This is a genomic window from Acinetobacter sp. TAC-1, from assembly GCF_029025845.1.
Taxonomy (GTDB): Bacteria; Pseudomonadota; Gammaproteobacteria; order Pseudomonadales; family Moraxellaceae; genus Acinetobacter; species Acinetobacter guillouiae.
The window spans coordinates 502,678-515,776 of sequence record NZ_CP118892.1 but is presented as its reverse complement, the minus strand read 5'-3'; the positions used below and the strand labels follow the sequence as shown (position 1 = coordinate 515,776).

General features: G+C 38.4%; 15 protein-coding genes. 10 read left to right on the top strand and 5 right to left on the bottom strand.

Translation table 11 applies throughout. The annotated features are described in order from the left end of the window. Positions 1-2: 2 nt before the first annotated feature. Complete coding sequence (gene coaBC, locus PYV58_RS02430) at positions 3-1,268, bottom strand: bifunctional phosphopantothenoylcysteine decarboxylase/phosphopantothenate--cysteine ligase CoaBC (protein WP_004816940.1); 1,266 nt, start codon at positions 1,266-1,268, stop codon at positions 3-5. 114 nt (positions 1,269-1,382) lie between these two features. Here coaBC and radC point away from each other — a divergent pair, with 114 nt between their 5' ends. The 3 genes from radC (at position 1,383) to PYV58_RS02415 (ending at position 3,404) form a co-directional block, all read left to right on the top strand. Next, complete coding sequence (radC, locus tag PYV58_RS02425) at positions 1,383-2,105, top strand: DNA repair protein RadC (protein WP_004725808.1); 723 nt, start codon at positions 1,383-1,385, stop codon at positions 2,103-2,105. A 37-nt stretch (positions 2,106-2,142) separates the two neighbouring features. Next, positions 2,143-3,054 (top strand): bestrophin family protein, encoded by a 912-nt coding sequence (locus PYV58_RS02420; RefSeq protein ID WP_004725806.1) that lies wholly within the window; start codon positions 2,143-2,145, stop codon positions 3,052-3,054. A 95-nt stretch (positions 3,055-3,149) separates the two neighbouring features. Continuing rightward, positions 3,150-3,404 (top strand): antibiotic biosynthesis monooxygenase, encoded by a 255-nt coding sequence (locus tag PYV58_RS02415; protein ID WP_227504282.1) that lies wholly within the window; start codon positions 3,150-3,152, stop codon positions 3,402-3,404. Between the two features lie 87 nt (positions 3,405-3,491). Here the strand turns inward: PYV58_RS02415 and PYV58_RS02410 are convergent, their stop codons facing one another. Continuing rightward, the gene (locus PYV58_RS02410) at positions 3,492-4,373 is read right to left on the bottom strand and encodes a TonB family protein (RefSeq protein ID WP_004725801.1); all 882 of its coding nucleotides are present in this window, start codon (positions 4,371-4,373) and stop codon (positions 3,492-3,494) included. A gap of 232 nt (positions 4,374-4,605) precedes the next feature. On the opposite strand from PYV58_RS02410, the gene PYV58_RS02405 reads away from it, so the two are divergent. The 5 genes from PYV58_RS02405 (at position 4,606) to PYV58_RS02385 (ending at position 8,423) form a co-directional block, all read left to right on the top strand. Continuing rightward, positions 4,606-5,286, top strand: coding sequence for a hypothetical protein (locus PYV58_RS02405; RefSeq protein WP_034617687.1), 681 nt, complete (start codon positions 4,606-4,608; stop codon positions 5,284-5,286). A 150-nt stretch (positions 5,287-5,436) separates the two neighbouring features. After that, positions 5,437-6,144: a DUF3108 domain-containing protein gene (locus PYV58_RS02400; protein ID WP_081407413.1), complete on the top strand. Its 708-nt coding sequence runs from the start codon at positions 5,437-5,439 to the stop codon at positions 6,142-6,144. 103 nt (positions 6,145-6,247) lie between these two features. Then, positions 6,248-6,823 carry a xanthine phosphoribosyltransferase gene (locus tag PYV58_RS02395; protein ID WP_004725796.1) on the top strand — a complete coding sequence of 192 codons (576 nt, stop codon included), beginning with the start codon at positions 6,248-6,250 and terminating at the stop codon, positions 6,821-6,823. Positions 6,824-6,976: 153 nt separating this feature from the next. Continuing rightward, positions 6,977-7,837, top strand: coding sequence for an acyl-CoA thioesterase II (locus PYV58_RS02390; RefSeq protein WP_034617683.1), 861 nt, complete (start codon positions 6,977-6,979; stop codon positions 7,835-7,837). A gap of 223 nt (positions 7,838-8,060) precedes the next feature. Beyond that, a complete protein-coding gene (locus tag PYV58_RS02385; RefSeq protein WP_004725792.1) occupies positions 8,061-8,423 on the top strand; it encodes a hypothetical protein in 363 nt (120 codons plus the stop codon). Between the two features lie 109 nt (positions 8,424-8,532). Here PYV58_RS02385 and wrbA read toward each other — a convergent pair whose 3' ends face one another. Then, positions 8,533-9,126 (bottom strand): NAD(P)H:quinone oxidoreductase, encoded by a 594-nt coding sequence (gene wrbA, locus PYV58_RS02380; protein ID WP_034617679.1) that lies wholly within the window; start codon positions 9,124-9,126, stop codon positions 8,533-8,535. Positions 9,127-9,246: 120 nt separating this feature from the next. On the opposite strand from wrbA, the gene PYV58_RS02375 reads away from it, so the two are divergent. Both PYV58_RS02375 and PYV58_RS02370 read left to right on the top strand, forming a co-directional pair. After that, positions 9,247-10,491, top strand: coding sequence for a YihY family inner membrane protein (locus PYV58_RS02375; RefSeq protein WP_004816923.1), 1,245 nt, complete (start codon positions 9,247-9,249; stop codon positions 10,489-10,491). 212 nt (positions 10,492-10,703) lie between these two features. Continuing rightward, positions 10,704-11,504 (top strand): helix-turn-helix transcriptional regulator, encoded by an 801-nt coding sequence (locus PYV58_RS02370; RefSeq protein ID WP_034617676.1) that lies wholly within the window; start codon positions 10,704-10,706, stop codon positions 11,502-11,504. Between the two features lie 374 nt (positions 11,505-11,878). Here PYV58_RS02370 and PYV58_RS02365 read toward each other — a convergent pair whose 3' ends face one another. Next, positions 11,879-12,517, bottom strand: coding sequence for a fumarylacetoacetate hydrolase family protein (locus PYV58_RS02365; RefSeq protein WP_004816920.1), 639 nt, complete (start codon positions 12,515-12,517; stop codon positions 11,879-11,881). A 47-nt stretch (positions 12,518-12,564) separates the two neighbouring features. After that, on the bottom strand, positions 12,565-13,065 hold the full coding sequence (locus PYV58_RS02360) for a YcxB family protein (RefSeq protein ID WP_004816919.1): 501 nt from the start codon (positions 13,063-13,065) through the stop codon (positions 12,565-12,567). Positions 13,066-13,099 lie beyond the last annotated feature (34 nt).

Sequence of the window (13,099 nt, the reverse complement as noted above, 5' to 3'; positions counted from 1 at the left end):
ACTTAAATTGGTTCAATCTCATGATGTAAGGCATCGTGGATCGCTTCAACCAATTGTTGTGCAATCTCTTGTTTCGAGGCTTTTTCTAAATCACGCTTTTCCATCTGGTACTGTTCTGCAAAAAACACGGTCATCGCATTTTGATCAGAAGCAAAACCAATATCAGCACGCGAGACATCATTGCAGGCAATCATATCGAGTTTTTTGGCAACCAGTTTTCCTGCTGCATATTCCTCTACATTACGGGTTTCAGCCGCAAAACCCACCATAAATGGGCGCTTTGACTGCTGTGCAATGGTCGCCACAATATCAGGGTTTTTCACCAACGAAACATTCAGCTCATCACCCGCTTTCTTAATCTTATGTTCCGCAACTTCTGCCACACGATAGTCAGCGACAGCCGCAGTTGCAATAAACACGTCACAGCCTTCCTCAAGCTGATGCATGCTTTCATCAAGCATTTTTATTGCAGAAGAAACATTGATACGACGCACGCCATTCGGAGTATCCAAACTGACTGGACCAGCCAATAGTGTCACTTTTGCCCCTGCTGAATAACAGGCTGCTGCAATGGCAAAGCCCATTTTCCCTGTACTGTGATTGGAAATATAACGTACAGGATCAATCGCTTCACGTGTTGGTCCCGCAGTAATCACCACACGTTTTCCAGCAAGCAAGCCAAACTTCTCAGCAATCGCACGTTGTGCTTGATGGAAGTAATTTTTAACTTGTTCGGCTAAATCTTCAGGTTCAGGCATACGCCCTAAACCGACATCACCACAAGCTTGTGAACCCGCTTCAGGCATAATCACATGTACGCCATCTTCAACTAAGGTATTCAGATTACGTTGTGTCGGCTTAGCTGCCCACATTTGCTGATTCATTGCAGGCGCAACCCAAACAGGTGCTTTGGTTGCCAAATACAAGGTACTGAGCAAGTCATCAGCCAAACCCGCGGCAAACTTTGCAATGGTGTCACAACTTGCAGGTGCAACTAAAATTAAATCAGCCCAACGCGCCAATTCAATATGCCCCATTCCCGCTTCTGCTTCAGGGTCTAATAATTCGGTATGAACGGGATTGCCTGATAAGGCCTGAAAAGTTAAAGGGGTAATAAATGCCTGTGCACCTTTGGTCATTACCACGCGTACATTAAAGCCGTAATCCTTTAAACGACGTACCAGGATTGCACTTTTATAGGCGGCAATACCGCCTGTTACAGCGAGGATAATATTTTTATTAGAAAATACACTGAGATCAAAACTCACTATCAGGCTACCTTTCAGTTGCAGTGGCGCTCACAATATCATTAAATAGTCTATCTCCCAAGTCATTCAAGGGAGAAAAATCAGAAGTAAAATAATTTTAAAATGTGAAAAATAATGAATCATTCAATCAAACAATGGCCTGAACAAGAACGTCCACGTGAAAGATTACTCTTACAAGGGGCGCACAGCTTATCTGATGCAGAATTACTGGCGATTTTTCTACGCTCAGGCTCAAAACAACACTCCGCTGTTGAATTAGCGCGCTTGCTCATTCAACATTTTGGTCATTTAAATGCTGTATTTGATTCGTCTTTAGATGATTTAAAACAATTCCATGGCATTGGCGAAAGCAAGTATTCACAACTCATGGCAGTGAAAGAACTGGGACGGCGTTACTTGAAACATCAACTAAACCAAGGTTTAGACTTGAGTCGTTCTGATTTAATCCGAGATTATTTACGTTATGAATTGATCGGAGAATCTCAAGAAGTCTTTGCCGTACTGTGTTTAGACAGCCAGTTACGTAAATTGAGTTTTAAAAAACTATTTTATGGTTCAATCAATTACTGCAATATTTCCATCAATCAATTATTACGATATGTCATACAAAAACATGCGACTTTTATCGTTATTGCCCATAATCACCCTAAAGGTTTTGCCAAACCTTCACGTGAAGATTACGATTTAACTCAAGAAATATTAAAAGCCTGTCAACTGCTTGAAATAGAATTATTGGATCATATGATCATTGCTGCTGAGCAAAGCTACTCCTTTGCTGAACACGGACTCATCAAACCCAAAACTTTCCCTACAAATGTGATTGACAAGCACCTTTGAAGCGGTGAAGATCACTAAAAAATATAGATTTAAAAGTATGATTGTCCGCGATCAAAACGATACCCTTAAAATATTACTCTCTTGGCGTGGTACGATTTTACCCAAAGTGCTGCCACCGCTTGGTTTTGTGATGCTGATTTCTGCAATTGTGGGTGGCATTGAGTATACCAATTTATATCGTTTTCCAGAATTACCCTTGGTTGGCTTTACCCTGATTGGTGTGGTGCTTTCTATTTTTCTAGGCTTTAAAAATACCGCCTGTTATGACCGTTGGTGGGAAGCGCGTAAACTTTGGGGAATGCTGATCGCCAATGCGCGTCACTTTGACCGTGATTGTCGTATATTCCCTCAAGGGCGTCGTGAACGGATCATTCAACATGTGATTGTATTTGCAAACTTATTAAGAGATCGTCTGAGACATCAAACCGCAAATCCAGATGCGCTGGTGGAAACCAGTGGTATGAGTCAACAGGCACTGACACAGTTGTATCAACAAACCAATGCGCCGCAATACACGCTGAGTTTGATCCAATGGGAATTGATGCAAGCGCTCAAAGAAGGCGAAATTTCCGACATTATCTATACCCAATTAAATGAACATGTGAATGAGCTCAGTTTGGTACAAACCGGTTGTGACCGTATTGCAACCACACCTTTGCCTTTTGCTTATTCAGTTTTATTGAATCGTACGGTCTATTTTTTCTGCTTTATGTTGCCCTTTAGCTTAGGTTCATTACTGGGTTTAGCAACACCTTTGCTGGTGGGTATTTTAGCCTATACTTTTCTGGGGCTAGATGCTTTAAGTACCGAGATAGAAGAACCTTTTGGTACGCAAAGTAATGATTTACCTTTAGATTCAATGGTAAGAATGATTGAAATTGAATTATTGGGAACTCTAGGGAAACCGACTCCTCCACCGATTCAAGCCCATGATCACAATTTACTTTAATACATCAATTTCTGATTTTATTGCCCTTTTTAAAGAGAAGTTAAAGTAAAGGCCGAGCACTGAAAATGAAATATGTGGTTATCTTTAAGGCATAGATCAATACGCTTGATCAACAGTATTTTCAAACTGCACAACTTTTACGAGAGAAAGCATTGAGCCAGTTTAACTGTCAAAAATTTGAGTCTCTTTGTGAAAATGACGTTGAAATTGCGCTTTCTTATTGGAATACACTTGCAGATATCCAGGCTTGGCATAAAGATGCAGAACATCAAGCAGCTCAACGAATTGGTAAACAACAGTGGTATAAAAAATTTAGTGTTGAGATTTGCCAAATTCAAAAAAGCTATTAACTCTAGATCACTTAAAAATCGGTCTATTTATGAAGGTAGATACTAAAAAATAGAATCAAGATAATCCCATTCAATCTGGTTCAGTTTCTAGCGCACTTCAAATTCAGATTCAGCTGGGTCAAAACGCCAAGTGCGCACAATCCGCAGTTCAGAAATATCTTTCATTTTTGAATCAAAACGTCCAAAAGGTGCCCCTTTACGCACTGAGTTTTTGGCAGCTTCATCGAGGATTGAATGACCTGAGCTTTCAATCAATCGTATAGCACGAATCCCACCCTCATTATTGAGAATGACCATTAAACGGACCTCACCCGAAAGACGCTGCTGTTTGGCAAGGTCTGGGTAATATCGGTTTCCATACATCTCAACTTTTTCACGAAATTTATCTAAATATCCAGCAGATGCATCTTGTTTGGCTTGAATACCATCTAAGGTTTTAATTTTTTGTTGTTTACTAAAATTTTGTTGTTTCTGTAAATATTGAGCTTCTAAACTCGCCACCATTGCCGTTTTAGCTTGCATCTGGCTCTGCAACTCTTCCATGGCCTTTTTGCGATCGTTTTGTTCGGCCTGCTTTTGCCAGCTAAGAACCGTCATTAATACTTTTTCTTCGAATTTCAATTCTCGTTTTTGCTGTATTTGTTCTAAAGCTTCCAGTTGCTGATCACCCGCACTCTTGTCTTCTGCTTGCGCTGGCATATCACTTGAAATACGATGCTCTTTACGGAATGTTCCAGAACCTTGCTGATTTGCTTGCGCTAAAAAGTCTGCATCTTTAATTTCATCTTCACTTGGGCGAATACTGATTGCGATTTCTTTTGTGCTGGTATTATTTTCTTGTGGCATTCCAAATTGAACAGATAAAAAAAGTACATGTGCAATGACAGCTGCAGAAACAGCTCCAACAAATAATGCGTCTTGCCACCAATACTCAGAATGCTGTGTATTGGCAAATAATTTTTTTATCATGACATTAATCCGACAAAATTCCCCAATCGCCAAATTTAAAATTTATTAAAATAAGTTTAACTTTACATTATTCACAAACTTTGTGACTTATTTAGTAAAAGTAAAAACGTAATTTTAAAACACTCAAAATGGTGCAATGTTTTTTGTTAAACTGCAATCGTTAGACTTGTATTTTTTTAATAATCGACAAGTTTATCGCCTTAAAAAATGATGATGATTTGGGACAATACTTATGCCGACGCTACTTTCTAACATTGTTAAACGTATTCGACAAGTATACCAAAAAGCAGAAGGTTTTATAGAAGAAGAACGCGAGTTTCCAGTATCACAAGTATTTTTAAATGCGACCTTTAAACGCTTTGTCACTGACAACGTCAAAATTTTAGAAGATTTACATGCCGATCTGCATGATGATTGGTTAAAACTTTATGCCACACTCAATGTCAAAGGCATGCATTTGGTTCTTTCGGTTGATCTTAAGTTAGTTCAAATGGAACTCAACAAAGATATGCAGTTGATTGTTTTTGAACAAATCAGCAACACCCAAGTGATCGAAGCCAGCTATCCCAGTATTTGGTATAAGATGGGCGTAAATACTGCTTTATTCTTCTATCAAAAGGTACTGAAAAAAGATCCTTTAGGAATGATCCTAGAAAAATTTAATGTCATTACCGTAAAAGATGAATTACTTCATTTAGACCTGAATCGTTGGTTAGGAAAAAATCGTTCTATTATGGACACATTAAACAAAGTCCATGTGAACCATGCAGAATTACGTGAAACTGAGTTGGTGGTGATTGGTAATGTAAACCTAACCGCTTTATTGAGTAAATTTAGAGAAGATAAAGACCCAGACTGGGACGAAGATGATTATCTTGAAACTGAAGTTACACCGATTGAGCAAAAGAGTTAAGTCTCAAATTGCAGATTAGACTTCAAGTTATCGCAATCAAAATGTATACATAAATTCACAGGATTAGCAATAAAGTGAATATTTTCTCTTTAATTACACCGCATAATAGGTGTCATATCCAAAAATACTTTTAAATGCATAGGACATTTAATGATGGCAAAAACGTTATTTAAAACATTAAGTATCGCAACTGGTGTTTCAACTGCAATGTTATTGGTTGGATTTTCAAGCAATGCTCTTGCCATGAGTCCGTTCCAAGCAAGCTACCAGTTTGCCTATAATGGTAAAAACTTAGGTACTGCGACCCGTACATTGAGTCAAAGTGGCAATAACTGGACCTATGTATTTGCAGCAAAAGCAGCAGCAATTGCTTCTGCAAGTGAAACAAGCCGTTTTAGCTTTAGCAATGGTCAAATTAACTCAAGTAGTTTTAGTCGTACCAGTAAAGTGTTGGTACATAATGACACCATGACCATTAACTTTAATCCAAACAGCAAAACCATTAACACCAAGAAAAAAGATCAGGCACGTTCTTTCCCATGGAAAGCAGGTGCTTTAGATGAGTTAAATGCTGAATTACAAGTACGTGAAGACTTAAAAGGTGCAGGTCTAAAATCAAGTTATTTGATTGCAGATGCAAAAGGTTTAGATGCGCGTCGCTTTGTTAAACAAGGCACAGAGTCAATTAAAACCCCTGCGGGAACCTATAACACGGTCAAAGTTGTACTCACCCATGACAATGGTGAAAAGAGTTCAATTTTCTGGTTAGCGCCTCAATTAGACTATTTACCCGTGAAAATGTCACATGTTGATGGTAAAACATCTTATAACCTAACCTTGACCAGTTACAAAAAGTAAGACATTTTTCACCTTTTGATCAATTTCAGCTTGCATTTTTTTTAGTGCTTTTTAAAATACGCCTTTGCTTTAAAAAGCACCTTGCCTCTAGAGGATTCTCCCTGTGCACGCACTAGAACAGAAAATCTTAGCTGAAGGTATCGTTCTATCTGATCAAGTTCTGAAAGTCGATTCTTTCTTAAATCACCAAATTGACCCTGTGATGATGCAGCTCATCGGTCAAGAGTTTGCTCGTCTTTTTAAAGATGCCGGCATTACCAAAATCATCACAATTGAAGCATCAGGCATTGCGCCTGCTGTGATGGCTGGTTTGGAACTTGGTGTACCCGTTATTTTTGCACGTAAATATCAGTCTTTAACCCTTAAAGATGATTTATATCGTTCAAAAGTATTCTCTTTTACCAAGCAAATTGAAAGCACCATTGCGATTTCTAAGAAACATATTAGCAAAGGCGATAAAGCTTTGGTTATTGATGATTTCTTAGCGAATGGTCAAGCCGCTTTAGGTCTTGCTGACTTGATTCATCAAGCGGATGCAGAAGTTGTGGGTATTGGGATTGTGATTGAAAAATCTTTCCAACCAGGCCGTCAATTGTTATTAGATAAAGGCTACCGTGTTGAATCTTTGGCACGTGTTGAATCTTTGGCAAACGGTACGGTAAGCTTTGTAGAAGAATAAGCTGGTCTTACTTCAAAAGTTTTCATTAAAAAAGAGTGCTTTAGGCGCTCTTTTTTTTGCTTTTTGATCAGTAGCGTCTTTGTTTTGCCTTTTATTTTGCTCAAGCCCTCAGCTATATTGTGTAAATAAAGAGATAACTCAGGTAAATAATAAATGAGATCAATCACTCAAAAATTAGTTGATCTACTCGACGTACAACAATTGGATGATGGTCTATTTCAAGGGCAAAACACACGTTTATTTGGATCACACCTTGTCGGTGGGCAATTGGTGGCACAAGCATTGATTGCCGCATCAAAAACCACCAATCGACCAGCACATTCATTACATGCTTATTTTATTCGCAGTGGTCGCACAGATATTCCGATTTTATATAAAGTTGAAAATTTAAGAGATGGCAAAAGTTTTTCGACTCGCCAAGTCCATGCTTGGCAAAACGGCCATATTATATTTTCGGCCATGGTTTCATTTGCCAATATTGAAGAGGGTTTAGAAAATCAGATTGAACCGCCTCTCTACCCTTCGCCAGATGAACTGATCCCAGAACAACAACTTAAACAAATGATTTATGAGGATGTTCCTGAACCTGCACGCGCAATATTTATGCGTCAATTTTTGATCAACATCCATCCTGTACAGCCATTCAATCCATTTAAACCGATAAAATTAGACACAAATTATGCTGAATATTTTCAAACCTTTGAAACGATTCCCACTCAACAAGATACACCCATGATGCACCAAGCCATTGCTGCATATTATTCTGACTATAACCTACTGACGGTTTCACTTAGACCGCATGGTGTCAGCTATGCGAACGGCGGTGTACGTAGTGCAAGTTTAGACCATAGCATTTATTTTCATACAGATTTTAGAGTAGATGAGTGGCTACTTTATGATATGAATGCCACAGTATCTAGCCAATCCAGAGGGCTTAATTTCGGCCGGATGTGGCAAGATGGTCGATTGGTGTGTAGCGTTAATCAGGAAAGTTTAATGCGGCTGAAACAATAACAAGATGTTTCTATAAGCTTGTGTCAATCATTCTAGAGATTACATTCACACAAAATATAAAGACTGATCACGGTATTCAGTTACAATCAAAATCATGTCATATCCCTGACATGATTGTAACGATAGCGATAAGCATGACAAAAATGCCAGTAGTGAACGTGAATATAACGCTTAACCATAACTTAACGAAGACAAATAGACTTTGTTGAGTGAGTAAAAATCAATGACTGATGAACAAACAGTAAAGTGCCCAAAGTGTGGCGCTACAGACTTAGAACGCCGTGACCATGAACAACTTTTAGGCAAAGCAGGCAGTGTATTATTGACTTCTGCGGGTGCAGCAGCAGGAACTGTAGGTGGCGCTGCCTCTGGTGCTTCTATTGGTGCAGCTATCGGAACGGTTGCAGGTCCTTTAGGCGTTATTGTCGGTGGAACTGTAGGAACCTTCGTAGGCGCAATCAGTGTTGGAATTACAGGTGGATTTTTAGGAAATCGCTTTGGTAAACGAGCTGGCGTGATTGTTGACCAAAATATCTTTTTTGATTACCAATGTAAAAAATGTAACCATCGCTTTAATCTAAAATAACAAAATTTAAAATATCAATATGATAAAGAACTTCTCTTTTTATCCACTAAACGCCAGATAAAAGAGAAGTCTTTGAATTTTTATCTAGATCTCGCAAGAGCATCAAAAATTATGGGTTTAACTTTTTAACCATTTCACCTAGACGTTTGCCCTGTTCAGCACATAAAGTTTTTTCATCGGAACTTAAGTTTTGGTCATGACGTGGTCCACTGACATGACTGACTCCATACGGCGTACCGCCTGATTTGGTATTGGATAAGGCTGGATTGGCATTGGTCAACCCCATGATCATCATGCCATGATGAAACAATGGCGGTAACATCGTTAATAATGTACTTTCCTGCCCTCCATGCATTGACCCTGACGCGGTAAATACACAAGCAGGTTTATCATGTAATGCACCATTTAACCAAAGGCTAGTGGTTTGATCCCAAAAGTATTTCATTTCAGATGCCATATTGCCAAAACGTGTTGGTGAACCTAAAGCCAATCCTGCACAATTTTGTAAATCATCCAATGTACAATAAATATCGCCATATTCTGGAATACTGGCTTCCGCTTCTTTCACAACAGTTGAAAGATTAGGCACAGTCCGAATTTTTACTGCGACACCTGCTGCTTCTACCCCGTTGGCAATCAAGTGTGCCATCTCTTTGGTAGATCCATATTTACTGTAATAGAGTACGAGAACATAAGCTTGCATAGAGATTTCTTGATTTCAACATAAGAAAATAAAACTATACGGTATTTTTCTGCTTTTTTGGGTAAGCTAGACAATGAAAATGCAAGATATGCCGAAAAATAATTGAGATCAAAGATATATATGCTTGAATTACTTAAAAAACTCCCCTTCTATGAAAAAACTTGGTTTCAATTCATTCTTTTTGTACTTGGTCGTTTTGAAGCAGATCGTTGTCGTGAACAAGCGGGATCGCTGACCTATACGACATTATTTGCTGTTGTTCCAATGTTGACTGTTTTCTTGGTTATTATCTCATCAATCAAAGCCTTAGAGCCTGCTAGACAGCAACTCCAGCAAATGATTTATAGTAATTTCTTGCCAAAAACCAGCATTGCTTTTGATAAGGCTTTTAATGTCTTTACCGAGAATTCAAGTAATTTAACTGTTATTGGTGTGCTGTTTTTATTCATTACCACAGTACTGATGCTTACCAGTATTGAAACGGTTTTTAATCGGATTTGGCGTGTTCAAGAAACGCGTAATGGCATCATTGGCTTTATGCGTTATTGGACCATTATTTCTTTAGGCCCAATTTTATTGGGGAGTGCCTTTGTCATTTCATCCACATTGGCCTCTATGAATGTTTTAAGTAATAACTTTGCTGGTTATGAAGTTGATGGTACAGCGTTATTTGGGGTCATTTCGTTTGCACTGACCACTTTAGGCTTTTTCATTCTATACTGGACGATTCCAAATCGTAGTATTCCTGTTAGAGCGGCCGCGATTGCAGGTCTTTTTGGTGCGATTGCATTTGAGCTACTTAAAAACCTATTTGGTTTTGTTATGGCAAATTTCACCAGCTATACCCTTGTTTATGGTGCTTTTGCTGCTGTGCCAATTTTCCTATTGTGGATCTTTTTATCGTGGAATATCGTCTTATTGGGTGTGGAAATCAGTTATGCGCTTACCGCATTTCATACAGGTAAAATCCAGACCCGCCATCCTGTGTTGATGATGCTCGATATTCTGGAATTATTTTATAAAAAACAAAAAACCGGTGAAGTGGTAACTGATGCAGAAGCATTAAATATTTTAGGTCGTGGTGAAATTGGACGTTGGCCAGTTTATATCCAACTTCTAGAAAAACAGAATTTGGTTAAATGCACTGACAATAATGAATATGTGCTGGTCAGAAATTTAGATGAAATTGATTTCTGGTCATTCTATACATCATTACCTTATACCCTCCCTCGTCGTCATGATGTTGAACATGTCCATGATGATGATGTTTGGATGAAGCATATCGGTCCAACTTTAATCGAATCCGATGAATATTTGGCAGCCAAATTATCAATTCCACTTTCAACCATTTTGGATGATAAGTAATTTTAACCCAGATAGATAAACAACCTCCCTTTCCAAGCAATATTTATTGGAAAGGGAGGTGATATTGCTTTTTTGATGAAGTGTTATAATTTCGCAATAGTCAAAACCACTGCATAAAGCGGATAAAAGACACCTCAATGGTATGAACCTGTCTTTTTTATAGGATATAATTCAAAGTAGACAAAAGATCTTTTTATTCAGGCAATCTTTGCATGACGATAACAAAAAAAAGCGATAAAAATATACTGACTCAACTCAGTAGCAATGATGAAATTGTTGCACCGCTGTGGCTTATTTTTCGACATGATCCTGCACTGTCTGTTTATCCTGAACATGGGCATGCTTGGGGCGAATTTATTTATGCCTTTAATGGGGTGATGGAAGTCAATATTGATCAAATTAATTATATTACGCCACCTCCATATGGAGTTTGGTTACCGCCAAATACGCAACACAGTGGTTTGAATCGGACTCCTGTTTCCCATGCAACTTTGTATATCCACCAATCGTTATGTAGTGCCTTACCTCAACAAGCAGGGATTCTCTTAACCTCACCCTTGGTTTCAGCGATTTTACAGCACATCAAACAACACCCAATGCAAGCATCTGAGCCTGAATATTTGCGACTATTACAGGTGTTACTTGATCAGTTACAACATGCTGAGTTAATCGGTAGTTATTTACCCCATACCAATCATGCTGCCTTAAAACAAGTTTTGGATTTTTTACATGCCCACCCTGCTGACCACAGTACCCTAGAGGCTTTAGCCCGACGGATTAATATGACTGAACGTACCTTGGCAAGGCTGAGTCAAAAAGAGTTGGCAATGTCACTCAATGAATGGCGACAACGGCTTAAAGTCATGAAAGCGATGTCTATGCTCAATGAGGGAAAAACGGTTGAAAGCATTGCACTGGATTTAGGTTATGCCAATGCTTCTGCTTTTATCAATATGTTTAAACGTTGGATGATGCGTACCCCAGATCAGTTTAGAAAATTGTTGCATCACTAAATCAACTTTTTACATTTTAAATAGATGAAGTAGAGCGATCTAAATACTGATAATCAATAATCTTCCCGACCAATCTATATGTCGATCTAAAAATGCATGGGCTGAATTTAATTTTGGTTTATGTATTAATTCACCAAAGTCATCCATTGGTAATTTTATTATGACGAATCAATTGGCGATTTTAATACGATTCAAACAACAGCTAAAAAATAGCAATACTGTAAATTTTAACTGGCTGTAAATTTCAACGGATAAATCAAGCAGAATATATCGCAAAAGTTAGCGATAATTGTTGTTGTATAAAACTGTAGATAATAAAAAACCCAATGCGTATTGATTATAAATAAACACTGGGTTGCTTGCATTTTAAATGCTTATTTTACAAAAGTTTTCCAAACAAAATCTTGGCTTTGACCATGTAAAGTCATACTCAATTGATCACCAGAAGCCAATGCTGCAACACCTGCTGGTGTCCCTGTCATCACTACATCCCCTGGTTCTAAAGAGAATACTTGGCAGATGTCTGCAAGTAAGTAAGCAATATCAAAAATCAATAAAGCCGTATCGCCTTTTTGACGAACTTCATCATTTACTGCAAATTCAAAAGTAACAGCCGACCAATCTTTAATCTCATCCACACTGACCCAATCTGCCAGTACACATGAACCATCAAAAGCTTTTGAACGTTCCCAAGGCTGGCCTTTGCCCTTTAAGTCATCTTGGAGATCACGTAAAGTTAAATCTAAGCCTAAAGTCACCGCACCAATCGCATCCAATACTTTATCTAAATTGGTTTCGCCCTTAAGTGACTTGTCGATACGTAACGTCAGTTCACACTCATGGTGGCAATTTCCCCACGCCTCATTCCAAGAAATACCGTCTTGCAATGAAATCAAACTACTGGGCGGCTTGATAAATAAGACTGGACGATCTGGAATTGCGTTACCTAATTCTGCTGCATGCGCTGCATAACTACGACCGACACATACAATTTTAGATGGACGTGTACTCATATTGTTCCCTTCTTATTGATCAGCGTTAAAAACTTTATAATTCCAAATTACTTTTTAAAAGTATTGATAAAAATCGTTTGATCTGCGGGTGTCGCAAATGCTCGTTTAGGCACAATCACCACAGTACGATTTTTTAATTCAATCATATAGGTAAGCTTGCCTTCTGCAAATTTATCTACATCTGAATAATGATGAACTTGCTTTGGACGACCACTACTGAATAATTCCATATAGTCTTGAAATAATTCAATACCTTGTTCGCTTTTACCAAATTGATATTTAACGAATTGGCGTTTAAACATCATCGGTAAAAACCAATACCGCATCAGCATTTGCAGAATTAAGAAAAAAGCACCTAAGCAAACATAATATTTACCCACCCCCTCTAAACCGAGGTAAATCCCCCAAACCATGATTCCGATGCTGACCAAAGGCGTGAGAAATTGGCTAATTTGCTTTTTACCAAAAGTTGCCAGTTTAAAACCGTCTTGAGATTCTTCTAAATTAAGATAATAACGTGCAGATAATGCAGGCTGGGTGTCTGACATAGTTGCTTCAATACAAATATTTTACGATGCCAAG

Bases quoted from the DNA above. Each gene is read 5' to 3' on its own strand.
- radC (WP_004725808.1), top strand. From the start codon at position 1,383: ATGAATCATTCAATCAAACAATGGCCTGAACAAGAACGTCCACGTGAA.
- PYV58_RS02390 (WP_034617683.1), top strand. From the start codon at position 6,977: ATGAGATCAATCACTCAAAAATTAGTTGATCTACTCGACGTACAACAA.
- PYV58_RS02365 (WP_004816920.1), bottom strand. From the start codon at position 12,517: ATGAGTACACGTCCATCTAAAATTGTATGTGTCGGTCGTAGTTATGCA.
- PYV58_RS02360 (WP_004816919.1), bottom strand. From the start codon at position 13,065: ATGTCAGACACCCAGCCTGCATTATCTGCACGTTATTATCTTAATTTA.
- PYV58_RS02405 (WP_034617687.1), top strand. From the start codon at position 4,606: ATGCCGACGCTACTTTCTAACATTGTTAAACGTATTCGACAAGTATAC.
- PYV58_RS02375 (WP_004816923.1), top strand. From the start codon at position 9,247: ATGCTTGAATTACTTAAAAAACTCCCCTTCTATGAAAAAACTTGGTTT.
- PYV58_RS02400 (WP_081407413.1), top strand. From the start codon at position 5,437: ATGATGGCAAAAACGTTATTTAAAACATTAAGTATCGCAACTGGTGTT.
- PYV58_RS02410 (WP_004725801.1), bottom strand. From the start codon at position 4,373: ATGATAAAAAAATTATTTGCCAATACACAGCATTCTGAGTATTGGTGG.
- PYV58_RS02385 (WP_004725792.1), top strand. From the start codon at position 8,061: ATGACTGATGAACAAACAGTAAAGTGCCCAAAGTGTGGCGCTACAGAC.
- PYV58_RS02420 (WP_004725806.1), top strand. From the start codon at position 2,143: ATGATTGTCCGCGATCAAAACGATACCCTTAAAATATTACTCTCTTGG.
- PYV58_RS02370 (WP_034617676.1), top strand. From the start codon at position 10,704: ATGACGATAACAAAAAAAAGCGATAAAAATATACTGACTCAACTCAGT.
- wrbA (WP_034617679.1), bottom strand. From the start codon at position 9,126: ATGCAAGCTTATGTTCTCGTACTCTATTACAGTAAATATGGATCTACC.